Here is a 22,533-nt window from a genome sequence, read left to right as displayed (position 1 = left end):
CACATTCAAACCCTTTCATCTCTCCCTACGCCTTCATCGACGCACAACGAAAACGAAGCTGCCGAAAAGTGACCGCGGCTTCGACGGATGCACGTCAAACAGAGACGAAGGGAACGCCATGCAAACGGAAAACCCCGACTCCGAGCAGACCCGGGTCATGACGCTCGAAGCGTTTGCCGACACTATTGTTCCGGGTCGGAAACGCTCACCTGACGACCGGGCGATCGCTGGTGTCTCGACTGACGGTGGCGCCGTCGCCAGTGGGGCACTGGCCCTGCTGGAGGATCCGGCCAGCGGATTCGCCGCGGCCCTTGCACCGCTGAGCGAGGCGCTGAACTCACATGCCGCGAGCTACGCCGAGTCGCATGGCCTGCCACTCACCCCCGGTACGCCGCCGTTCGTGGCCCTCTCCTACGACCACCGCACCGCCCTCCTCAGCGACCTGCTGAAGCCAGGGCACCCCGAGCAGGAGATGTGGGTGGGATTGGCGCTCTTCAGCAACATGGCCTTCGACAGCGCGGCGCACATCGGCGTCCATGAGGCTCTTGCCGCCGGGCATCCGGGCCTGCTGGCAATCGGCATCGCCCGGCCCGATGACGACGGCCTCTGGCGCTTTCCCGAGTACTCCTACGGCCGTCCCCTAGCACCCCTACACCCCGACACCGTTCCCTCCGGGAGTCCCGCATGAGCAATACCGCCAGCACCGACGTTGTGATCATCGGCAGCGGGTTCGGCGGCGCCATACCCGCGTACCACCTGGCCGCCGGCGGCGCAAAGGTGGTGGTTCTCGAACGTGGACCATGGCTGTCCGCCGAGGAGTTCGACCACGACTTCAAGCTCGGTTCCTCGTACACCCGCATCTTCGACTTCACCGTCGGCGACGGCATGAGCCTGCTCGGCGGCAACTGCGTCGGCGGAGGCAGCGTCGTCTACTTCGCCACCATGCCCCGCGCGCCACGGTTCGTCTTCGAACGCCGCGGCAGCATCGGCCAGCGGATGTGGCCGGCGGCCATCACCCGGGACAGCCTGGATCCCTGGTACGACCGGGCGACCGAGGCCCTGCCGGTCACGAAGCAGAGCTGGGAGAACATCCCCTACGCCGGCGGCCTCTTCGCGGCGGCCTGTGCGCACGCCGGCCGGACCGCCAACCCGGTGCCCTCGGCGGTCGACGTAGACATGTGTACGAACTGCAACTGGATGATGGCTGGCTGTCGCTTCGACGCCAAACGCTCGCTACTGCTGAACTACCTGCCGGCCGCTCTTGCCCACGGTGCCGAGGTCCGCCCGCTGCACGAGGTGCAGCACCTGTCGCGCACCGACGACGGTGGCTACCGGGTGCACTACCGAAACGTTGACGCCGAGGACTACCGAATCCTGCACGACAGCGGCACGATCGACGCCAAGATCGTAATCGTCGCGGCGGGCGCCGGCGCCACGCCCGTGATCCTGCAGCGCTCCGAGCCGACCCTCGGCGCCATGCCCCCCGCGGTCGGCCGCTACTTCTCCAGCAATGGTGAGCGGCTGAACACCGCCGTGTTCGACGAGGACCGGGTCCGCGAGGTGCTCGGTCTGTCCCGACCCGGCGGCAAGGCATACGCCGCCAACCAGATCGGACGCGGACCGACCGTGGCATCCTGGGATCGACTCGACGGAAACCTGCCCGAGTTCGAGCGCTACTCCCTGGAGCAGCTCTACTTCCCGCCCGGCCTCGGCACCATCCTCGCCCAGGTACCCGACGCAACCGGACCGAGTTGGTTCGGCCTGGAGAAGAAGGAGATGATGCGTCGCTGGCAGTCCTGGTTGACCATCTTCACCATGTCCGAGGACGACAACGAGGGTGTCTTCGGGCCACCACCTGCCACCGGAAACGCCGACCGCATCTCCCAGCAGATGCTCGGTCGTGGGCCACTACGCTACCGCCCCACCCCGAACACGTTGCGCGGCTGGGCCGCCTCCGACGCCGACGTCAAGGACATCCTGGAGCGCGACGGGCTGGCTCGGGTAACGCCGTGGACCAACGATGTCGTCGGCGCGTACACCGTGCATCCACTCTCCTCCTGCCGGATCGGTGACAACCCCGAGACATCCGCCTTGGACGACCGGCACGAACTGCGGCAACACCCAGGAATCTTCGTCACCGACGGTTCCGCGGTACCCGGTGCCCTGACGGTGAACCCGGCACTGACCATCGCCGCACTCGCCGAACGGGCCATGCCCGGCATCATCCGGGCCGCGCAGGAACGCGGCGTACGGGTCACCTATGGCGGAACTTTGCCGGAGGGTTCCAGCGCCGTGCCGGCGACCGCTGTCAGCTGAGGACGTGCCGTGGGCCGGCGGCGCAAGGCCACCGGCCCCAGCGTCCGGTGCGAGGAGGGAACTCATGGGCCGATGGCTGGCTCGGGCGACTGGTCGAACAATGCTGACCCACATCCGACACGTCACCCCGGTCCCGCCGAACACCGCCACCGGGGCCGTCGCCGAGGTCTACCGCCAGCTCGCCACCGACTTCGGCGTCTACGCACCGCCGGTCGTGCTGCACTCCCCCGCACCCGAGGCGCTGCGCGCCTGCTGGGCACTGCTGCGGGAGACGCTGCTGGCCGACGGGCTGGTCTCCCGGCGAGCCAAGGAGGTGGTGGCCGAGGCGGTGTCGCTCGGTAACCGCTGCCCGTACTGCGTTGATGTGCACGGGGCGGCGGCCACCGGGCTGATCGACCGTCCCGGGAGGCATCCCGTGGACCGAGATCCGGCCGCCGACCCGGAACTGGAGGCGCTGGCGGAGTGGGGACGGCGCAGCGGCGAGCCGTCCGACCGCCCGAGGCCGCCCTTTCCCCTCGCACACGCACCGGAGCTGATCGGTGTGGCAGTGGTCTTCCACTACCTCAACCGAATGGTGCACGTGTTTCTCCAGGAGTCGCCGTTGCCGGCCACCTCGGGCCCGGTCCGCAAGGTGGCCCTGCGGATCGCCAGTCGGGTGATGGGGGGACTGGCCGGGGTCGGGGCTGTGCCGGGCCGGTCGGTGGACCTGCTACCACCGGCCCCGATCCCGGCGACGCTCGGCTGGTCACTCGGGCAACCGCACATCGCGGCAGCGATGGCACGGTCAACGCGGGCTCTGTACACCGCTGGGGCGCAGGTGCTGCCCGAGCGCACCCGGGCCCTGGTGCTGGCAACGGTCGCCGACCCGCCCGCAACAACCCTGGCCGCCGGTGCGTTCTTCGACGCGGCGCTCACCGCGCTGCCCCCTGACGAACGGCCCCTCGGTCGGCTGGCACTGCTGACCGCGCTCGCCCCGTACCGCGTCACCGCCGGTGACATCACAGCCTGTCGGGTCGCCGGTGCCGACGACCACACGCTGGTCATGGCGGCTGCGTGGGCGAGCCTGAACGCGGCCCATCTCATCGGCGCCGGGCTGGACAACGATCTGACCCGCGAGCATGGACGATCTCGAAACGGAGGCGAAGGGTGAGCCCGGATCGAGCGGAGATGGCGGTCCGCACAGCGGGAGATGACGTCACTCGCCCGGCGCGCCGATGATGAAGGCAACCGAAGTGCCAAGGCACCGACTGATTCCCCCTTACCCGCCCGAACGCCGAACCCGGCGGCAGCCGTCGCCGGTATCGCCCGGTCGCGTGAAGCACGTCGGGCCCAGGGTGTCGCAGCAGCGAGAGGATGAGCGCGTGGCAGAGCAGGACATATTCGCTGCCCTGAAAGCCGAGGGCGAGAGTGTCGACCACCTGGTCGCCGGGCTGGACAAGGACGCCTGGGAAACGCCGACGCCGGCCGAGGGTTGGACGGTGGCACACCAGATCGCGCACCTGGCTGCCACCTTCCGGATGGCAGGTCTCGCAGCCGCTGCCCCGGACGAGTTCCGACGCATGATGTCCCAGATGAGTAACTCGTTCGAGTCCAACGTCCAGGCGGCGATGGCCCCATACGTGGCACAGCCGCCGAGCCGGCTGCTGGCGGCGTGGCGCGACGAGCGGGCCACCACCCAGAAGGCCCTCGCCGCCGTCGCGGATGGCACTCTGCTGCCGTGGCTGGTCCGCCCGATCCCCGCGCCCGTGCTGGCAGCCGCCGGGATGATGGAGTTGTTCGGGCACGGCCAGGACATCGCAGACGCCCTCGGGACAGCGCGTCAACACACCGACCGGCTTCGCTACCTGGTGGAGTTCGCCCTCCGCACCTGGGACTTCGGCTACCTGGCCCGTGGCCTTGAGGTGCCGGACACACGGTTCCAGTTCCGCGTCACCGCGCCCTCCGGCGCGCGCTGGCAGTTCGGTCCGGTCGAGGCCGAGCAGACCATCACCGGATCCGCCACCGACCTGTGCCTGCTGGTAACCCGACGTCGCCACCGCGACGACCTGGCGCTGAAGGCCACAGGCGACGAAGCCGACCGGTGGCTGGACGTCGCGCAGGCATACCGCGGGCCGGCCGGTGCCGGCCGACGCCCCGGGCAGTTCGCCCGCTGACGTCCCCGGGTGCCCTGGCGGGAGAGCCGCCAGGGCACCCGCTCACCTCCGCATCGACCAGGCCTGGGCGAGCAGCGATCGTACGAGCGCGTGCCGCGAGGTAGCGGCGGTCCCGCCTGGGCTTCCAGAAACTCGGAGACCCATCGCCCGGCACTCACCGGTCGAAGGGTGGCCAGAACATCATGAGAAAGTTGACCGGCACGTCCTCGTCGACGACGGAGTCCGGCCGTTGGTCTTCCGCCAGACCCCGAACGAACGCCGTGGCCAGGCCATCTCCGCCACGATCACACTCATCGGCGCCGGCTCCCCCCTCGTTCATCGTCGGTCGTCCCCGGTCGGCCGGAGGATGCGACACCCGCCGCGCGGCGGAATCTCGTCGCGAGGCGATCGAACGCCAGCGCGAGCTCGTCTCCGTCGATCACCTCAAGGTCGAGGTCGAGCTGCGCCATCCACAGCGCGAGCCGGTCCGGGTGATCGGAACCCAGCACGACCTGGCAGGTGAAATCGTCAACCGCCTCGATCTCGACCGGGATGCGGAGCTTCGCGGCGACCTCGGCGGCGGGAGCACGTACGAGTAGCCGGGCGCGGTATGTCCAGGCCGCCCTGCTGACCCGTCCCACGACGTACTCGACGACGTTGTCCGCCGGAGCCGCACGCGGGTGAAACCGCACGCCCGTCGGTGCGTGCACCACCATGCGGTCGACCCGGAAGACCCGCCAGTCGCCCCGGTCGAGATCCCAGGCGAGTAGGTACCAGAGCGACCCCCAGCTCACCAGCCGTTGCGGCTCGGCATGGCGAACCCCTTCGCTGCCGCCCGGCTTGGTGTAGCCGAAGCGAAGCCGTTCCTGGCCGCGGATCGCGGCAGCGACCGCGCCGAGGACCGACAGATCCAGCGGCGGCCGTGCCCCCGGAACAACGCTCGTCGCCTCCCGCACCGCCGCAACGCGCCGACGCAGGCGCGCGGGCAGCACCTGCTCCAGCTTCGCGAGCGCGGTAAGCGATGTCTCCTCGACACCGAGCCGTTGGGTCGCGACCGCACCCAGCCCGACCGCGACCGCCACCGCCTCGTCGTCGTCAAGCAGCAGTGGGGGCATCGCCGTACCGGCGGCCAGCCGGTACCCACCCGCGATGCCCGGGCGCGCGTCCACGGGATAGCCGAGCGACCGCAGTTTGGCGACATCGGCGCGGACCGTCCTCGTGCTCACCTCCAGCCGGCGGGCGAGCTCGGCGCTCGTCCAGTCACGCTTGAGCTGAAGCAGTGACAGCAGTTCGAGCAGGCGGGCCGAGGTCTCCAACACGTCCCCCAGCATGACAGCGATTGCGGAAGCTCACCTGCCGCATCTATCCGGAGGAGGTCGACGTAGGCGAAACAGCCGGACCATCCGGCACCCGGCCCGCAACCAACCCACCGAGCGTTGTGCCCTTGCGTTCGTCTCACCGCTCACTCGCGAGCCTGGTGAATCAGGATCGCCACCTGCACGCGGTTCGCGCAATCCAGCTTCGCCATGATCCGGGAGACGTACACCTTGACCGTCGCCACGCTCATGAACAGGTCGCCACTGATCTCCGCGTTCGACCTTCCCGCAGCCACCCCCTCGGCGACCTCCCGTTCTCGCTTAGTCAGGTGCGCCACGCTGCCCGGGCGACGGTCACCTGGTCATGGCGCCCGTCGTTGTCCGCCCCCTGAACCACGTAGTCGATCAGTCGCTCGACCACGGCCGGAGAGAGCATCGACTCGCCCGCCGCCACAGCACGCACCGAATCCTGGATCTGCCGCGGTGGCATGTCCTTGAGCAAGAAGCCATTGGCACCCGCCCGCAGCGCCCGCAGGATGTGGTCGTCGGTGTGGAAAGTGGTCAGCACGATCACCGCTGGTGGTTCGTCGAACGATCGCACCGCCGCGGTGGCGGACAGACCGTCCAGACCCGGCATCCGAATGTCCATCAGCACCACGTCCGGGCGTAGCCGCTCGGCAACAGCGACCGCATCGGCGCCGTCCGCCGCCTCCGCCACCACCTCGATATCCTCGGCCGCGTTGAGCACCGCCGACAGTCCGACCCGAACCAGCGCGTCGTCGTCCACCACGAGCACCTTGATCACGCCGGCCACGGTAGCCACGCCTCCAGCTGGAACACGACTCGCCCTTCCGGAACACGCCGCATGCCGTACGACAGTCGGCCACCAGCCAGCGCGACCCGCTCCGCCAGCCCAACGAGGCCGAAGTGGCTACCGGGAACCGGTGTGCGGCCCCGGCTGCCCAGGGCGTTGCGCAGCCGTACCCGGACCTCCCGCGCGCCGGTGCGCTCCAGCAGAATCTCTACGGGCCGGTTCGGCGCGTGCTTGCGCGCATTCGTCAAACCCTCCTGAACCAACCGATAGATCGTCCGGCCGACAAGTTCGGGTGGATCGCCGGTAGCTCGAAAGTCGACCCGGATCTCGGTGCCGGCAGCCCGCGCCTCGGCGACGAGCCGGGCGAGATCGGCAATTCCCGGCTGCGGGCGCAGTCCGTCGGTGTCGGTGCCGGCACGCAGCACGCCGAGGATCTCCCGGAGATCCTCGAGCGCCCGATGCGACTGCAGCCGAATGCCCGTCACGGACTCCACGACGCCGGGCGGCAGATCGGAACGGACTTCCAGCGCGCCGGCCTGCAGGCTCACCAGCGAGATACGGTGCGCCAGTACGTCGTGCATCTCCCCGGCAATCCGCTGCCGTTCCTGCACGCGCAACCGCTCGGCCCGCTCCTGCGCCTCGATCTCGGCCCGCTCGGCCCGCTCGTACAACCCAGCGATCGCCTCGTACCGGACCCGCGTGGTGCTGCCCGCCGCCAGCACGAGCGACATCAACGCCACATAGAGGATATTGGTGTTGAAGGCGCTCAGCGCGGGAGCCGGAAGCAGTACCGAGTAGGGGACGTAGATCAACAGGCTGGCCCCGAACGTGGCCGCCGTGGTGGACCAGCTGCAGAGCGCGCTGACCGTGTAGACGGCGATCAGCACCGCGACGATCACCAGATCGGTAACGGTGAGCAGCAGGGCGAGCACCACCGTGACGGCGACCGGATACCGCCGCCGGAACAACAGTGCGACGGTACCGAGCACCGCGAGGCCAAATGCCGCGTTCAGCGCATCCCCGGTGAGCTGGCCACGTTGCTCGGCCGACCCGGCGATGGCCAGCGCGCCCAGCGCCGAGACCGCCAACAGAGCAAGGTCGGCGAGGCGGTCCCGGACCGGAGTGGCCGGACGGGAGACGGTCACGACTGGACGAGCGGGCGCCAGAACTGATGCACACCCTCGTCCCGAATGACGTAACCCATCTTCTCCAGCGCCGCGCTGAGGGCGTGGATCTCGCGGTGCGCCTTGTTCCTCAGCGCCGACTGCCGGGCCGCGAGCACGTCGTTGGCCGCAGCCGGCAGTTCCGGCGTGGCGGCCGTCCAGGATCGGAAGAGGTCGGCGTACGGATCGTGGTCGTGCCAGGGGTAGCCGTGCCGGCGGAACCCCGCGGCGATTGTCGCCTGGTGCGCCTGGTGCCGGTCCCGGACCAGCTGGCACGACCGCAAGTCGAGGACCACGAGCTTCTTGCCGTCCAGGAACACCGCCGACACCCGGTCGCGGGCGAACGTACGGGTGTCGTCGCCCTTTGTCACCCGCAGCTCGGCATCGTCGATCGTCACCCGAAGCGACTCACTCATCGCGGCGAACGCCGTCACCAACGCGAGCACCAGCCAGATGGCGAGGTTCACGGCAACCTCCCATGGCTTGTCGATCCCGCCAACGAGCCAAAAGATCGGCTTGAGCGGCAGTGCTGTCTCCCAGCTCAACATCCACCGAGCCAGCGGCGGAAGGGAAAGCCCGACCAGGAGCACCAACCCAGGCAGGCCCAGGAACAGTGCGAGCCGATCGGACAGGGGAGCGATCAGAACCGTCTGTCCACCGCCACTGTCGGGACTGGCACGAGGTCCGTCGCGGAACTCGTTGGTGGTCATTTCGCATGCCTTCCGACTCATCGGGCATCTCCGATACAGCCCGGCTCGACTCTCACGCTAATCGGCGATCGACATGCCGCACCAGTAGCCGATGGTTGAGATCGCGTCTGCTCGTCAGGACCACCGGCAGCCGCAGAGTCAGGCCTTTGACCTGCAGTTTCCGGGATGCGGCGAGACCGTGACAGCGCCCCAGCCGGCCTGTTCACCTTCGTCTAAAATTCGCCGTCTTGGGCCACGTGGTCCAGCACCCCCTGATTGCGCAGCGCTGCCATCGCATCGCCCCTAATCACCGCCCGCAGGAGCGACCGGTCCGGGGAACTACGCCGATGGCTACGGTAGTGCGGTGCCCGGCCGACGATGGGGGGCGCTGGCCGGGCACCGGTCAGGTATCGACGGGACACGCTCGTCGCCCCGAAGTTCGGATGAGAGCCAATCTCGCGGCGTTGGCCGGGGAAACCGACACGGGCCCGGAGCCGGACCCGTGCGTTGGCGCTGACCCGAACAGCCGTTGCCCGGTCCCGGTCGGGGCCTGGATAGGGCTTGAAGACTGAGTGCAGGACAGCCAGCCGCCGCAAGGGAATGGCGAACCGTGTCGACCGCGCGGTCCGGCCTCGGGTGGTTAACCTGCCCCCGCCGTCTGTCGAGTGGCCGGCGCGCTGGCAGCCCAACCAGTCGGGTTAGCCTGCGGTCATGGCGAGCGCTGAACTGAACGAGTTGATCGTCGCGGATGCCGAGGCACTGCGCACGTGGTTGGCGGCACACCATGTGACGTCGCCTGGGGTCTGGCTCGCCCTGACCAGGAGAGGCGGCACCACCACCACGCTGACATGGCAGCAGGCGGTGGATGAGGCCCTGTGTTTCGGCTGGATAGACGGACAGGGCCGGAAGCGGGATCGGGAGACATCCTGGATCCGGTTTACCCCGCGCCGGCCCCGCAGTTCCTGGTCGCAACGCAATGTCGGTCATGTGGCCCGGCTGGAGGCGCAGGGGCGAATGATGCCCGCCGGCTGGGTCGCGGTGGAAGCCGCCAAGGCGGACGGACGGTGGGCGGCCGCCTACGCCCCGCCGTCGGAGGCCGAGGTGCCGGACGACCTACTCGCTGCCATCGCCGCCAACCCTGCGGCCCAGGCCATGTTCGACGTACTCACCAGGACCAACCGATTCGCTCTCATCCAACGCCTTGCTGCCGTCAAGCGGACGCAGACCCGCGAGCGCAAGATCGGCGAATTCGTCACCATGCTGGCCCGCCACGAGACGATCTACCCGCAGAAGGCCACACCGCCGACCTCGCCGCAGTCGGCGGCCTCGTGATCCAGCGCACTGATCTGTTCCGCTCCCGTAAGCGCTAGCCGCTGTGGCCCTGCTTCGGGCCGCGAAGGTGAAAGCGCCCTGCTGAAGCGAGCCGCGACTGTGGCTACGGCAGCACGTAGTTCGGCGCCTTCTTCCACCGAAAAGTCAAAGGGGACAGCAGCGAGCCACTCCTGGGCGTACATCGTGGGGTTTCGGGTGCTGCCGACCAGGACGCAGCGGTCGCCGTCCGGCTCGAGGCGGCCCATCGGCGGCCGGATCCACGGTGCCACCTTCTCCCGTGGCGCGTGGAACACCACCCGGGTGGGGTACTCCCAGCCCGCGCCGAGATTCTCCGCAAGCGCGGCAACCGGATCCAGGTCATCGGGCGGCATAGAGCTGTGCGGCAACTGCCGCACAGCCCGAATCCGATCGATACGGTACGTGCGGATCGCGTCCGCGTGGTGCGAGTGGCACAGCAGGTACCAGCGTCCATACCGCACGACGACTGCCCACGGGTCGACCTCGGCTTCTCGTTCCTCGCCGCTCTCGCCGCGGTGGGTGACCAGGACGCGACGCCGGTCGGCGACGGCGGTGACCAGGGCGCTTGTGGTGGCGGGATCCGGGCGGGCCACTCGCCGGTCCGGGGTGGCCGAGACGTACGCCCGCAGCGCCGCCGCCTGCCGTCCCACACTCTCGGGAAGAGCCCGGATGACTGTGCTGAGCGCCGAGCCGATCGGGTCGTCGGCGTCTATCGCCGCCGGCTGCCCGTCGAGCACGGCCATGACCAGGCTGAGTGCTTGTTCCTGGGTGAAGACGACCGGCGGTAGCCGGGTGCCGCGGCCCAGTCGGTAGCCGCCATGCGGCCCGCGGACCGACTCGACCAGGATGCCGGCCTCACGAAGGATGCCGACGTAGCGTCGTGCGGCCCGCTCCGTCACCCCTAACCGGGAGGCGAGCTGATCGGCAGTCACGCCGGGACGTGCCTGCAGGAGCTCGAGCGTGCGGAGGGCCCGGGCGGTAGGGCTCGGACCGGTTCGCACAGCGGAAACATTACCGGAAGTAGAACGTCCGGAATCACCGCTAGGTTGCCTCCATGACTGCAGACCAGATCGTGCTTCTCGGTGGCCTATGGCTCGATGGGTCGGTGTGGAACACCGTCGAGTGCGAGTTAGAAAAAAGAGGCCGCCACGCGGTACCAGTGACCCTGCCAGGACAGGGCGACGGGAACAGCTCGGCGACGCTGGCAGATCAGTTGGCCGCGGTGGTGGCCGTCGTCGACAGTGGTCCCGGTAGGTCTGTGGTGGTGGGACACTCCGCCGCGTGCACCCTCGCCTGGATGGCGGCCGACGCACGGCCCGATCGCGTGGCCAAGGTCGTGCTGATCGGCGGCGTTCCCGCCGGCGATGGGCGGCCGTACGCCGACTTCTTCGAGATCAGCGACGGTGTCATGCCGTTCCCGGGTTGGCGACCGTTCGACGGGGCGGACGCGGCCGACCTGGATGAGCAGGCCAGACAAGCCTTCGCGGCGGCGGCGATCCCGGTTCCCGAGGGTGTGGCCAAGGGCGTCGTACGGCTGGGGGACGAGCGGCGATTCACCGTCCCGATCGTCGTGGTGTGCCCGGAGTTCACGCCCGCCGCGGCGCAGGAATCGATCGCTGCGGGAGAGGTGCCCGAGCTGGCCCGAGCCACACACGTCGACATGATCGACATTGATTCCGGACACTGGCCGATGATGACGCGTCCGACCGAGCTGGCGCGGATCCTCGCCACGGTCTAGCCACGGTGACGCAGCCACGCACGTACCTCGGCAGCAGTATTCATGCCTTGCACCGCAGGGCCCACCAGGGCCCCTGGCCGCCCCGAGGGGTAGGTTGCTGGGTCGCGAGCCGTCGGTCCGCCAGCTCAGCGCGGGAAAGGACAGCGTATGTGAACATCACAACTGATCTCCTTGCTCCACGCCCCGTTGCTACGGTTTGCTCATCGACATGGCTCGCATCGCGTACGAACACACGGAAGCGGGTGCGTTCGCCTCCACCCGGCACCTCGGCGACCAGGAGGCCGCCGAGTGGCGGGCAGCTGCGGCCCGACACCTGGACCCGCGCCCGGGTCTTCGGCTGGTGGACCTGGGTGCCGGCACGGGTAGCTGGGCCAAGGCGTTCTCCTCCTGGTTTCCCGGCATCGAGGTGACCGCAGTCGAGCCATCAGCGGCGATGCGCGAACGATCGGTATACCAACCCGTTCTCGCGGGCGACGACACCAACATCCCGCTCACTGACGCAAGTGCCGACGCCGCCTGGATCTCCACCGTCATCCATCACGTGCCAGACCTGGATGCCGCAGCCCGCGAGCTACACCGCGTCCTGCGCCCCGGTGCACTCGTCCTGATCCGGTCCGCGTTCGCCGGCCGACACGAGGCGATCACGCTGTTCCGCTACTTTCCCGAGGCGGTCCGGGTTCTGGACACCTACCCAAGCGTCACCCAGGTCGAATCCGCCTTCGCCGGTGCGGGCTTCTCCACGGTCAGCCTGGAGCAGGTCCCGCAGATCACCGCCCCCTCGCTACACGAAGCGGCGCGCACCCTGCGCCGAGCGGCACACACCCCGCTGCAACTGATCACCGACCAGGAGTACGACACCGGCGTACGCCGCCTGCGTCAGGCAGCGCTCACCGACACCGGACCGGTGATCGACGTCCTGGACCTGCTCGTGCTGCGCAGAGAGTGATCCGGAAGCTGGACCGGTGGGGTGATCCCGCGGCTCAACAATGGCTGGACCGGCTTGATGGCCACGAGGACTGGCCGCCGATCCCTGCTTGGCGAACGACCAAGGACGTCGCGAACGTATCAGCCGCTGAGGTCCCGAGTGTTCTTCACGCACTGCCGGATGGCAAGCTCGTGTCCCGTGACCGATGACTTTGGGAGCGGACGGCCTGCACGGCAAGCGCCGGCCGAATCAGCAGACGCCGATGTGCGAGCTCGACGGACTGTCCGCGTACGACTTCGCCCGTCGGTCCCCAGAGCCACTGGGTGGATGGCAGGAAGAGGAGGGCAGCGGCCTGTGGATTGGCGTCCGGTGAGGCGCGCGAACAACTGGGCGACAATTGATCGGACCGCGCAGGACCGACGGCTCACATCATGCCGACCTCTCCGGCACCTGTCGGGCGGTGGGGATGTCGTGCGAGGCCCTGATCTCGTCGAGGCTCACCGTTGAGGGCGGTCGTCGTCGCGGCCGCGGTCGCGTTCATCATTTCCCTATTCGCCACGCCGGTAGCGATCCGAGTATTCACCGCGCTCAAGGCCGGACAGCCGATCCGTTCCCTCGGCCTCGCCTCGAACGAGGGCAAGAAGGGCACGCCTGCGATGGGTGGCGTGGTGTTCATCGTGGCGACCGTCGTCGCCTACGTCGCCGGGCACCTAGCGCTGGTCACGCTGCCCGAGGGGCAGATCGCGCAGGTGCAGCCGACCATGACGGGCCTCGTCCTGCTCGGCCTCTTCGTCTTCTGCGGCGCGCTCGGCTTCGTCGACGACTTCCTCAAGGTCCGCCAGCGCAACTCCGACGGACTGTCCGCCCGGGGCAAACTACTCGGCCAGGCGATCATCGGCACCGGGTTCGGCATCGCCGCGCTCTACGTGGCGAGCTCCAACGGCCAGACCGTGGCCAGCGAGCACATCTCATTCGTCCGAGACATCAGCTGGCTGGACGTCGGCAAGGTTGGCTCGGTGATCGTGTTCGTATTCGTGATCACGGCCATGTCGAACGGGGTGAACCTCACGGACGGCCTCGACGGCCTGGCCACCGGCGCGTCAGCCCTGGTGCTCGGCGCGTACGCGCTGATCGGGTTCTGGCAATACCGGCACTGGTGCGCCGACGAGGCGTACGCTCAGGCGAACGACTACTGCTACCAGGTCCGCGATCCGCTGGAAATAGCCATCATCGCGGCTGCGGCCGCCGGCGCTTGCGTGGGGTTCCTGTGGTGGAACACGTCCCCGGCGCGGATCTTCATGGGCGACGTCGGCGCGCTCGGGCTCGGCGCCCTGATCGGCGGACTCGCGGTGGCAACCCGCACCACACTGCTGTCGATCCTGATCGGCGGTCTCTTCGTCATCATCACGGTCACCTGGGTGATCCAGATTGTCTCGTTCCGCACCACCGGAAAGCGAGTCTTCCGGATGGTGCCGCTGCACCACCACTTTGAACTGGCCGGATGGAGCGAAGTCAACATTGTGGTCCGGTTCTGGACCGTGGCCGGCGTCTGCCTGGCGATTGGCCTAGGAGTGTTTTACTCGGACTACCTGGCGGCCGTGGGATAGGGCCACGCGATTGATTCGGAATGTGACATGCCACCAGCCAGGCGTACGACACCGGCGGCGTCACGCAGCGCTCACCGCCACCAGACCGGTGATCGACGACCCGGTTCCCGCCACGCCCGTACGCCTTACGCACCTCGTCCACCGCGTCGGTGCCGTTGACCGATGTCCGCGTGTCCTGGTTCCTGTTCACCCTCATGCTCCCCGTAGAAAGTCGTCGCCGAACGGCTCCAGCTCGGCCCGGATCAGCCGGATCACGTCGCCGGTATGGTCGTTCAGAAAGAAGTGCCCGCCGGGGAACACCCGGACGTCGCAGCCACCGGTGGTGTGCCGGCACCAGTCGTGCGCCTCGTCCAGGGTGGTCAGCGGGTCGGCGTCGCCGGTGAGCACGGTGATCGGGGCGTCCAGCCGTTGATCCGGGTCGGCCCGGTAGGTCTCCACCGCCTTGTAGTCCCCCCGCACCGCGGGCAGGATCATTGGCAGCAGCTCCGGGTCGCTCAGCAGCCGCGGGTCCGAGCCGCTGAGCCTGGCCAGTTCCCGCAGCACCCCGGCGTCGTCCTGGGTGTGCACGTACCGCTCGGCACGGACCCGGGACGGAGCCCGCCGGCCGGAGACGAACAGTCGCAGCGGCGGCCGGCCCGTCCGCAGTTGCAGCCGCAGCCCCACCTCGTAGGCGAGCACGGCGCCCATGCTGTGGCCGAAGAGCGCCACCGGCCGGTCCCACCACGGTCGCAGCGCATTGAACACCCCGTCAGCGAGGTCGGTGACCGAATCCAGCACCGGCTCCTGCTGGCGGTCCTGCCGGCCCGGATACTGGATCGCCAACACGTCAACGGCGGGTGAGAGGGCCTTGGAGACCGGAAACAGGTAGCTGGCCGAACCGCCGGCGTGCGGCAGCGCCACGAGCCGGATCGCGCTGGCCGGCGCCGGATGGAACCGCCGCACCCAGAGGTCGCTCTCGAAGGTCATCACTGGTCCCTTACGGATCGGCGCTGCGGGTAGCTCCGCAACGGGGCTTCTGGAGCGGGATGTTCCCGTGCCGGCGCGACCGCCGAGTCGGCGTCCGGCAGAGCGCCCCGGCGTACCGTGGGCGGACGCGGGGCGAGGTCGACCGGGCCGGTGCCCTCAGACCACGGGACGGTCAGGTCGCCCGCCCCGTCGAACGGGCTCTGCCCGGACACCGACACACCCACGTTGCGCAGCAACCTGGCCGCCAGGATCGCCGTCGCCAGCAGGATCCCGGCCGAGACGATCGCGGCGGCCCGCAACTCGTCGGTGAAGGCCGCTCGCGCCAGCGTCACCAGGGTTTCCGCCGCGGTCGCGGAGAGCATCCGGCTCACCTCGACCGCGCCACCCAGGGTCTCCCGGGCGGCGTTCCAGGAGTCCGGTGGCACCCCCTCCGGTGCTGTGCCGGAGAGCTCCCGCCGGTAGACGTACGCGCCGATACTGCCGAGGATCGCGACGCCGAGCGCCGCACCGAACTGGCTGCCGGTCTCGGAGAGTCCGGCGGCGGATCCGGCCCGCTCCGGGGGTGCGGTGGAGACGATCAGCTCGGCGCTCAGCGTCAGCACCAGGGCAACGCCACCCGCCAGCATTGCGTGGCCGAGCACCGCCGGGGCCAGGCCCGACTCGTCGCCGACCTGGGCGAGCACCACGCACCCGGCGGTCGCCACCAGAAGGCCGCCGGCGGCGACGTTGGCGCACCGGAAGCGCTGGGCGAGCGTCGGGGCCAACACGGCCGCGCCGATGCCCGCCGCACCGGCAGCCGACAGTGACCAGGGAATGAGCAGGCCAGCCAGCACGAAGGCGTAGACGTCGGTGATCCAGAGGAGTTGGCTGCTGGTCGGCTCGAGGTCCGCTGTTATGAACGGCAGAGCGTACGACAGCACCGTCATGTCCATGCTGATGACCAGTGTCACCAGGACGAGTAGCGCGAGGCCGATCCACTCGCGGCGGCCGGCCTTTGCCTGCGCTCTAGCCATGACCGGAAGCTATACCACATCTTTATACAAACGTATATATCCAGTGGATGAATCCAGGGGTGGTTCCGAGTAGGGTGACGGCCGTGGGTCATCGAGAACGCCTGCTGGTGGGGGCCAGGAACTGCCTTTACGAACGCGGCTACACGCGCACCACCACCCGTGACATCGTCGCCGCTTCGGACACCAATCTGGCGTCGATCGGCTACCACTTCGGTTCCAAGGACGCGCTGCTGACCGCAGCGCTGGTGCAGGCCTTCGAGGAGTGGGGCGCCGAGATCGACCGGGTGCTGCGGGACGGCACCCAGCCTGATCTGATGGACCGACTGGAGTCCATGTGGACCGGCCTGGTCGACTCCTTCGGCACGCACCGACCACTCTGGGTCGCCGGGATCGAGGCGTTCGCACTGGCCGAGCACCTGCCGGCACTGCGAGAACAACTGGCGGAGAGCTATGCCCGCGCCCGCCCAGCCCTGGCCACCTTCGTCATCCGCGATGGCGGCGAGAACGTCGCGGAGAAGACCCGTGAGGCCATCGGCTCGTTCCTGTTGGCACTGATGACCGGGCTGACGGTGCAACGGCTACTCGACCCCGAGGCCGCCCCGTCCGGCCATGAGATGGCCGAGGCGCTCCGGCTGATCGTCGGCACGGTCAACGACTCCGGACAGCCGGCCTCGTGCCACAAGGGCCAGCGGCAGCAGCATCGATCCGATCACAGCCACCAGCATGGACGTGGCGACCGCGGATGACCACGTCGGATTCACGGCCCGGCCGGCACCAGAATCGTCAAGCAGCATGCTGAGCGGGTGCACCGCGAGCATCCCGATCGGCGTGAGCAGGATCAGCATCGCCCACATGCCGCTGTAGTCGCGCCGGACGGCCAGGCCGAACGCGATCAGCAACACGCTGACCAGCAACATCGCCGCAGCGGCGGGCAGGGCTATCGCGGCGGGATAGTAGTAGCCGCTGAGCCTGTAAAATCCAGACCCCACACCGACGACAGCCGGCAGGACCGCCGCCGCAACGGCGACCGGCATGAGCCGCACCCACCAGAGGTGCTGGACCGTCGCACCGAGCGCGACGACACCGAGCGCAATCTGGGGCAACAGCACCAACAGCGGCGGACGGGGCAATCCGGTCAGCGCTGCGGCCGGCACGACAGCGGCAGTCACCAGTACGGCCAGACCGGCCGCCCAACGAAACCATCGGCCGCTCGCCGCTACAAACAACACGGCGGCGATTGACCAGACCGCCCACGCCACTACGGCGAGCGACAGGAACGGCCCGACGTGCGGAGACCAGGGCGGTATGGGGGTAAACGCCTCGATAGTCGCCCACCCGGCCGCACACGTGGTCGCCGTCGTCAGTGCGAGCAGGCCGGCGAGCCGGAAGCCGGGACCGAGGTCCCGTGCGGCGCGCAGGTGCTGGCGCAGCCCACCGGCCGCGAGGTCCGCGATGTCCGCCGGCGCGGGTCTCCCACGGTCGCATGCGGCCAGGCACAGGTAGGTGTCCACCAGTTCGGAGCCCCGCGTGCGCCGATAGTCGGCCGGATAGAACAGCGCTATCCAGCGTGCGTAGCGCCGTTCGAGATCGGTCATTGCAGGGCGCCCTCGGTCATGCCCTTCCGGGCGGTCCGACTGGCCTTCCGGCACGTTCATGCGAATCCTCGGCTCGGGCGGGGCGCGACCTTGGCGGCGCGCAGCTGGGCGGTTGCCGCCTGGACGTTGCGGCGCATGCGTTCGACCTCGGCGGCCAGCAGCTCGCCGCCCGGCTCGGTGAGCCGGTAGTAGCGGCGCAGCCGACCATCGACGACCTCCTCGTGGTCTACGGCCACCAGGCCCCCGTCAACCAGCCGGTCCAGCGCGCCGTAGAGCGTGCCGGGCCGCAGCGAGATGCGGCCGTCGGACAGCCGGGCCACCTCAGCGATCAGGCCGTAGCCGTGCATCGGCCTGCCAGCGAGGGCCGTGAGGATGAGGAAAGTGGGTTCACGCAGTGGGGCTTCCACGCGGCACAATATATCGGCTACGAAGGCATTAGGGAACATCGCCACCGGCCGCAACCGAACAGTCTTCGGTCTGTGACAGCTGACCCTGGCCACCACGGTCGGCGCCCTCATGGGGTGGCCTCGTCGGCGCGCTGACCCGGGCCTGGCCGACTCCGGCGTGAGCTTCTGCGCTCTTCGCCCCCAGTTCTTCCAGGGCCTACGACTGCGCCTGGTGTGCACCCCGACCGGGATGCCGATCCCGTGGTCCCACCGAAGCCCGAAAGCGGCACGCGAGCGGCCCTCGCCGCGATGGTGGAGGTTGAGGCGGACGTGCTGGCCGAACAGAACGTCGAGCTGCCGCGTCCGTCACACAGAAAGGAGACGGCCCAGCACCACAGCAGACCAGCGCACCCGTCACCGGCCCCGGATCACCGATGACCGCTGACCATCCGGAACACCTCGCCTGACCTCACCACCGCTCCACAAGGTGTTCCCTGCCCAACGGGGGATCGTATGATGCGGGCCACTAATCGACGGTCTTATTGATGAGTCCATGCTCGGACACCTCGAGCCACACGGACGCGTCCTGCTGCTCGACGCCGATCCGAACGTCCAGCCACAGAGCAGCAAGATTGCCATCAGCGACCCCCCGTCGGATGCGCAAATGCCAATGGTCCGGATACTCAATGTTGAACCGCAGGAACGCGTCCCTGCCGTGGATACGCTCACGGGTCTGCGGCATCTCGTAGACCACCCTGTCGGCGAGCAGGGCAACGGTGCCCCACCCCGTGAGTTCTCGTCATGGGTTTGTCGGTGGCCAGTGCCAGACTGCAGTCCGGTTGACTCTTGAGGAGGACAGCGTGGGAGCCTGGGACAGCGGACCGTTCGACAACGACACCGCCGCCGACTGGTGCGGTGACCTCGACGACGCCAACCCGGGTGACCGCCCGAGGCTGATCCGTGCCGCTCTGAACCGCGTCGCCGACGAGGACGACTACCTCGACTCCAACTACGCCTGTGAAGCGATCGCCGCAGCCGCCACTCTTGCCGCACAGCTGCCCGGGGATCAACCGACCCCCTCGGCTTACGCGCCCGAGTTTCTGCGCGGCGGCAGTAGCCCGAAGGTCTCCAACGACCTGGCGGCACTTGCGGTACGCGCCATCGACCGAATCATGGCCGACGACTCCGAATGGCGCGATCTCTGGCAAGAGGCCACGGATGGAGATACCAATTCCGCCTTCGACGCCGTCCGCGACCTTCGTACGGCCCTGTCCGCGCGGCGGGATGGCGGCTGACACATTCAGCGATCCGGACGCCGACGTCCGTATTTCCTCGCTCCAAGCAGAAGCGCACTCGATGACGGACACAATCGTTCCGTAGTGTCACCTGGCTGACTGACTGCACCAACTGGTCCACGTCCTGGCCCAACAGACTTTCTCGCCAAACAGGCTTGCCCGCCACTAATCCGCAAGGAAATGGTGGACTGGCTCCCCAGGGTTCAGTCCGTGCTCTCGTACGCCCTCGGGCTACTCCGAAATCGCCCTGCTCGTCCCAGCATGACCCCTGACTACAAGCAGACGGGCACCGACTGCCCGCACCGAATCGCGGCGCCAAACGGGATTCAGGCATGCGCGCGTGGTAGCGACGCCAACCCGGGCCTTCAGCGGCACGGTACCGACGTCTCCGCACGGGCAAGCGGTTGCGTACGTGGGTGGGTGGGGGTGAGGGGACCTCCTCGGCAAGCATGTCGAGGAAGGCGTGGGCGATGGGGTGGGCTGGCTGCGGGTATACGCGGTCAGGGGGCGCAGCAGCGCGGGGTCCGGGCGGAGCGTGGGGCGTCAGCCAGGGCCGCTCGGGCAGACGGCGGCATCCCACGACCGGCGGCGGTCAACCGCAGGCCGCGGGGCAGGCGCAGGGCGGCGGCCTGGCGAAAGACCCTTGTCGGTGATCGTCACGATCTGCTTGAGCTGACGCGGCGCAGTCATGCACCGAACTTATCGAGTCAAGAACATCCTGTCATTGGACGCGTGGCTGGTGGTGGGTGCACCCTAGGTCCGCACTGCGAGGAACTCCGGTTCTCCCGGTTTCTCATTGACACGCGACGCGAAGGGCAGGGAATTTCTCATGGATACGGGTATTCGGCGGCCGGCGCTCACGGTAGGGAACATCTCGCTGTCGTTTCACCGCGCCGCGGCCGCGGTCACCCGCCGCGTTCTGGAGGATTCCGGGCACGAAATACGCACCATCGAGGCACCCCACCAGCAGCTCTTCGAGTTGCAGGCCGCGGGAGAGGTCGATGTGCTCGTCTCGGCCTGGTTGCCCTCCAGCCACGGGGAATACCTGGCCCCGTACCGCGACCAGGTGCAGGTCCTGCCCGCGCACTACGAGCCGTACTGCGTCTGGGCCGTGCCCCCGTACGTCCCGGCCGATGCCGTGGGCGAGGTCGCCGACCTGGCCCGCCCCGACGTGGCCGACCGGATGTCCGGAACCATCGACGGCATCAACCCCGGAGCCGGCATCAGCCGCTTCTCCGCCCAGATGGTCCGTGAATACGGTCTCGACCAGCACGGTTACGCGTTCCAACCGGGAACCGAAGCTTCCTTCATCAGCCGGGTGGAGCGCGGAATCGCCGAGCGCGAATGGTTCGTGATTCCGCTCTGGCGGCCACAGTATCTGAATCTGCTCCACGGCCTGCGGCCGCTATCCGAGCCCAAGGGCCTGCTGGGCGGAGTGGACTCGGCGAGCCCGGTCATCACCAACCGCGCCATGGACGTCATCGCCCCCGAGGCGCTGGACCGTCTACGCCGCCTCCACCTCGGTAACGAGGGGGTGGAGGTGATCGACAAGCTCATCAACGTCGACGGCCTGGCACCGCTGGACGCCGCCGACCGCTACCTGGGCCGCGGGGCCGCCGCCACCGGCTGATCCCGCCCCTTGTTCCATCCCGCGCCAACGCGCACATCCCCAAGGAGAGAACCAGCATGACCGCCCCCGTTTCCAACCTGGGCCTGGACCACGTCGCCCTGCGTACCTACGACATCGACGCCAGCGTCCGCTTCTACACCGAGGCACTGGGCTTCCGGATCGCGCACGAGTGGAGCGCGCCCGAGGCCGGCGTCAACCGCTGCGTCTTCCTCGACGCCGGTGACGACCGGGTGATCGAGCTCTTCGACGCCGCCTCCACCCCGCCCGGCGGTTCGGCCCGGGAGCTCGACGCCGAGCCCCGTCCCAGCGACGAGGAGCGGGCGCAGGCCGCCACCCTGGTGCACTTCGCGATCCGTACCGAGGAGCCGGCCGTGCTCTTCCAGCGGGCCGTCGCCGCCGGCGCCCGTCCGCTGATGGCGCCCACGCGGATCGAGACCAAGGGGGCCACCGCCATGACCCTCGAGGTCGGCTTCGTATACGGCCCCAACGGCGAGGTCATCGAGTTCATCAAGCGGCCCCGCCCGCAGCAGTCCTGACCGCTGGGCGACGTTGATCTGGCCAGACCTGGCAGCGACGTGAAGATCTCCCGGTCCGGGGTGTCCCGGACCGGGATTTCGTCGAGAGCGCCGATCGGAGCCGGCCGGGCGCCAGCGTGCGCCGGATCCGATCGGTGGTGATCGAATCCGCGGCTACCGCTCAGGGCCTTCCGGCGACCGTTACGCCATCGCCGTGGCGGCGGGCCTGACAACCACTGGTCCCTTCGGCGACCGGCGCCGGGTGATGCGCCGGGGCCTCGCGGTGACAGATGCGGTACGTCCATGGCGGTCGAGTGAGCGACCGGCCCACTGGTAGGCGGGCCAGCAATTGTGCGAGATCACCTTGGACCCGATGGTGGTACCACCGAGCGCCACCCGGCGTACCGCCTCGATAGTCGAGCAAACGGTTCTCGCGCTTACCGGTCACACCGGTTCGAGGGCAGCACGACCAGCGCGGTGGCGACGGCGGCCCAGGTGGCGAGCACCAACCAGGCACCGGTGGTCGTCCAGGGCCAGGCCGTGCCCGGCTGCTGGCCAAGCTCGACGCCCGCAACCGAGTGCACCTCGTCATCCTCGCGTACGAGGGCGGCCTGGTGCGCAAGTCGGGCTGAGCCGGCATGCCGTCACCTCGTGAACGTGCGTGTCGTTGCCGGGTGTTCGTCCTCCCGTCCGGACGTCGCCACCCCGGGCGACGCGACATGGCAGGTCCCGAGGCCGCGTGCTCTCGTAGGCCTCGGCGGTGTCCGTAAAACGAACCTCGCGACGGCATCGCTGAGGCTTCAGCAGCTACCACCGGTCGGCGACCCGAGTCGCCTCAGGAGTTCCCTCGCCGGCGCCGTTGGAGTAGCTGCCGCGATAGGCGCCGCTCTCCAGGATCGCCACGTCCTCATCGCCCCTACCGGGGATCGCAACGTGCCTTCGCGACCCGGCTTGTCACCCTGAGCGATAGTCCGTGCTCGGCCGTTCGGCCGTCCGCCTACTCTGCCGTTTGGCGGATTGAGGACCGCGCGGCCCGTACTGCTGAGGAATCTGTCGGTCGCCACCGCTATGGTTCCGTCGCTG

22 protein-coding genes and 4 pseudogenes are annotated in these 22,533 nt (G+C 68.8%); 13 read left to right on the top strand and 13 right to left on the bottom strand.

Features of this window, described 5'->3' with window-relative positions:
* Window positions 1-118: 118 nt before the first annotated feature.
* From AC1UKG_RS06380 to AC1UKG_RS06365, 4 genes are all read left to right on the top strand, one after another.
* Window positions 119-688, top strand: a complete 570-nt coding sequence (locus AC1UKG_RS06380) for a DUF5987 family protein (protein ID WP_018744427.1) — start codon at window positions 119-121, stop codon at window positions 686-688.
* Window positions 685-2,316: a GMC family oxidoreductase N-terminal domain-containing protein gene (locus AC1UKG_RS06375; protein WP_475889322.1), complete on the top strand. Its 1,632-nt coding sequence runs from the start codon at window positions 685-687 to the stop codon at window positions 2,314-2,316. The genes AC1UKG_RS06380 and AC1UKG_RS06375 overlap by 4 nt, the downstream gene beginning before the upstream one ends.
* A gap of 100 nt (window positions 2,317-2,416) precedes the next feature.
* Complete coding sequence (locus AC1UKG_RS06370) at window positions 2,417-3,466, top strand: carboxymuconolactone decarboxylase family protein (RefSeq protein ID WP_018744425.1); 1,050 nt, start codon at window positions 2,417-2,419, stop codon at window positions 3,464-3,466.
* Window positions 3,467-3,677: 211 nt separating this feature from the next.
* Window positions 3,678-4,469, top strand: a complete 792-nt coding sequence (locus AC1UKG_RS06365; RefSeq protein ID WP_482642263.1) for a TIGR03084 family metal-binding protein — start codon at window positions 3,678-3,680, stop codon at window positions 4,467-4,469.
* Window positions 4,470-4,623: 154 nt separating this feature from the next.
* Here the strand turns inward: AC1UKG_RS06365 and AC1UKG_RS06360 are convergent, their stop codons facing one another.
* From AC1UKG_RS06360 to AC1UKG_RS06340, 5 genes and pseudogenes are all read right to left on the bottom strand, one after another.
* Window positions 4,624-4,788, bottom strand: coding sequence for a hypothetical protein (locus AC1UKG_RS06360; protein WP_482642264.1), 165 nt, complete (start codon window positions 4,786-4,788; stop codon window positions 4,624-4,626).
* On the bottom strand, window positions 4,760-5,767 hold the full coding sequence (locus AC1UKG_RS06355; protein WP_482642272.1) for a helix-turn-helix transcriptional regulator: 1,008 nt from the start codon (window positions 5,765-5,767) through the stop codon (window positions 4,760-4,762). The genes AC1UKG_RS06360 and AC1UKG_RS06355 overlap by 29 nt, the downstream gene beginning before the upstream one ends.
* A 143-nt stretch (window positions 5,768-5,910) precedes the next feature.
* Window positions 5,911-6,578, bottom strand: a pseudogene (locus AC1UKG_RS06350) (response regulator).
* Window positions 6,566-7,723, bottom strand: a complete 1,158-nt coding sequence (locus tag AC1UKG_RS06345; RefSeq protein ID WP_482642265.1) for a histidine kinase — start codon at window positions 7,721-7,723, stop codon at window positions 6,566-6,568. The pseudogene AC1UKG_RS06350 and the gene AC1UKG_RS06345 overlap by 13 nt, the downstream one beginning before the upstream one ends.
* Window positions 7,720-8,451: a YqeB family protein gene (locus AC1UKG_RS06340; protein WP_482642273.1), complete on the bottom strand. Its 732-nt coding sequence runs from the start codon at window positions 8,449-8,451 to the stop codon at window positions 7,720-7,722. The genes AC1UKG_RS06345 and AC1UKG_RS06340 overlap by 4 nt, the downstream gene beginning before the upstream one ends.
* Window positions 8,452-9,141: 690 nt before the next feature.
* Here AC1UKG_RS06340 and AC1UKG_RS06335 point away from each other — a divergent pair.
* Window positions 9,142-9,762, top strand: a complete 621-nt coding sequence (locus AC1UKG_RS06335) for a YdeI/OmpD-associated family protein (RefSeq protein WP_018814488.1) — start codon at window positions 9,142-9,144, stop codon at window positions 9,760-9,762.
* On the opposite strand, the gene AC1UKG_RS06330 is transcribed toward AC1UKG_RS06335, so the two are convergent.
* Window positions 9,711-10,730: a helix-turn-helix transcriptional regulator gene (locus tag AC1UKG_RS06330; RefSeq protein WP_482642274.1), complete on the bottom strand. Its 1,020-nt coding sequence runs from the start codon at window positions 10,728-10,730 to the stop codon at window positions 9,711-9,713. The genes AC1UKG_RS06335 and AC1UKG_RS06330 overlap by 52 nt on opposite strands.
* 104 nt (window positions 10,731-10,834) lie before the next feature.
* On the opposite strand from AC1UKG_RS06330, the gene AC1UKG_RS06325 reads away from it, so the two are divergent.
* The 4 genes from AC1UKG_RS06325 (at window position 10,835) to mraY (ending at window position 14,050) form a co-directional block, all read left to right on the top strand.
* Window positions 10,835-11,518 (top strand): alpha/beta fold hydrolase, encoded by a 684-nt coding sequence (locus AC1UKG_RS06325; protein ID WP_026271488.1) that lies wholly within the window; start codon window positions 10,835-10,837, stop codon window positions 11,516-11,518.
* Window positions 11,519-11,726: 208 nt separating this feature from the next.
* Entirely contained in the window at window positions 11,727-12,464 is a 738-nt protein-coding gene (locus tag AC1UKG_RS06320; RefSeq protein ID WP_026271487.1) for a class I SAM-dependent methyltransferase, read from the top strand.
* A gap of 184 nt (window positions 12,465-12,648) precedes the next feature.
* Window positions 12,649-12,816 (top strand): hypothetical protein, encoded by a 168-nt coding sequence (locus tag AC1UKG_RS06315; RefSeq protein ID WP_018814484.1) that lies wholly within the window; start codon window positions 12,649-12,651, stop codon window positions 12,814-12,816.
* A gap of 130 nt (window positions 12,817-12,946) precedes the next feature.
* Window positions 12,947-14,050, top strand: coding sequence for a phospho-N-acetylmuramoyl-pentapeptide-transferase (gene mraY, locus AC1UKG_RS06310; protein ID WP_482642266.1), 1,104 nt, complete (start codon window positions 12,947-12,949; stop codon window positions 14,048-14,050).
* Window positions 14,051-14,147: 97 nt separating this feature from the next.
* On the opposite strand, the pseudogene AC1UKG_RS06305 reads toward mraY, so the two are convergent.
* The 3 genes and pseudogenes from AC1UKG_RS06305 to AC1UKG_RS06295 all read right to left on the bottom strand — a co-directional run.
* Window positions 14,148-14,246 (bottom strand): annotated as a pseudogene (locus AC1UKG_RS06305) (ABC transporter ATP-binding protein); the annotation flags it as partial.
* Complete coding sequence (locus tag AC1UKG_RS06300) at window positions 14,243-15,016, bottom strand: alpha/beta fold hydrolase (RefSeq protein ID WP_018744412.1); 774 nt, start codon at window positions 15,014-15,016, stop codon at window positions 14,243-14,245. The pseudogene AC1UKG_RS06305 and the gene AC1UKG_RS06300, both read right to left, overlap by 4 nt.
* A complete protein-coding gene (locus AC1UKG_RS06295) occupies window positions 15,016-16,029 on the bottom strand; it encodes an MFS transporter (protein ID WP_482642267.1) in 1,014 nt (337 codons plus the stop codon). The genes AC1UKG_RS06300 and AC1UKG_RS06295 overlap by 1 nt, the downstream gene beginning before the upstream one ends.
* 83 nt (window positions 16,030-16,112) lie before the next feature.
* Between AC1UKG_RS06295 and AC1UKG_RS06290 the strand changes: the two genes are divergently transcribed.
* Window positions 16,113-16,775 carry a TetR family transcriptional regulator gene (locus AC1UKG_RS06290; RefSeq protein ID WP_475889315.1) on the top strand — a complete coding sequence of 221 codons (663 nt, stop codon included), beginning with the start codon at window positions 16,113-16,115 and terminating at the stop codon, window positions 16,773-16,775.
* Between the two features lie 905 nt (window positions 16,776-17,680).
* Here the strand turns inward: AC1UKG_RS06290 and AC1UKG_RS06285 are convergent.
* Window positions 17,681-18,031, bottom strand: coding sequence for a PadR family transcriptional regulator (locus AC1UKG_RS06285; RefSeq protein ID WP_018731777.1), 351 nt, complete (start codon window positions 18,029-18,031; stop codon window positions 17,681-17,683).
* 505 nt (window positions 18,032-18,536) lie between these two features.
* Window positions 18,537-18,791 (bottom strand): annotated as a pseudogene (locus tag AC1UKG_RS06280) (nuclear transport factor 2 family protein); the annotation flags it as partial.
* A gap of 79 nt (window positions 18,792-18,870) precedes the next feature.
* On the opposite strand from AC1UKG_RS06280, the gene AC1UKG_RS06275 reads away from it, so the two are divergent.
* Entirely contained in the window at window positions 18,871-19,305 is a 435-nt protein-coding gene (locus AC1UKG_RS06275) for a DUF4259 domain-containing protein (RefSeq protein ID WP_482642268.1), read from the top strand.
* A 388-nt stretch (window positions 19,306-19,693) separates the two neighbouring features.
* Here AC1UKG_RS06275 and AC1UKG_RS06270 read toward each other — a convergent pair.
* Window positions 19,694-19,839 (bottom strand): annotated as a pseudogene (locus tag AC1UKG_RS06270) (LysR family transcriptional regulator); the annotation flags it as partial.
* Window positions 19,840-20,134: 295 nt separating this feature from the next.
* On the opposite strand from AC1UKG_RS06270, the gene AC1UKG_RS06265 reads away from it, so the two are divergent.
* Together AC1UKG_RS06265 and AC1UKG_RS06260 are read left to right on the top strand one after the other, a co-directional pair.
* Window positions 20,135-20,935, top strand: a complete 801-nt coding sequence (locus AC1UKG_RS06265) for a glycine betaine ABC transporter substrate-binding protein (protein ID WP_018744405.1) — start codon at window positions 20,135-20,137, stop codon at window positions 20,933-20,935.
* Between the two features lie 56 nt (window positions 20,936-20,991).
* A complete protein-coding gene (locus AC1UKG_RS06260; protein ID WP_018740510.1) occupies window positions 20,992-21,471 on the top strand; it encodes a VOC family protein in 480 nt (159 codons plus the stop codon).
* A gap of 416 nt (window positions 21,472-21,887) precedes the next feature.
* Here AC1UKG_RS06260 and AC1UKG_RS06255 read toward each other — a convergent pair whose 3' ends face one another.
* A complete protein-coding gene (locus AC1UKG_RS06255; protein ID WP_018744404.1) occupies window positions 21,888-22,034 on the bottom strand; it encodes a hypothetical protein in 147 nt (48 codons plus the stop codon).
* Between the last annotated feature and the right edge of the window lie 499 nt (window positions 22,035-22,533).

It is taken from the genome of Salinispora sp. CH2A1_6, assembly GCF_056820975.1.
This window is presented reverse-complemented; position numbering and strand designations above follow the sequence as displayed.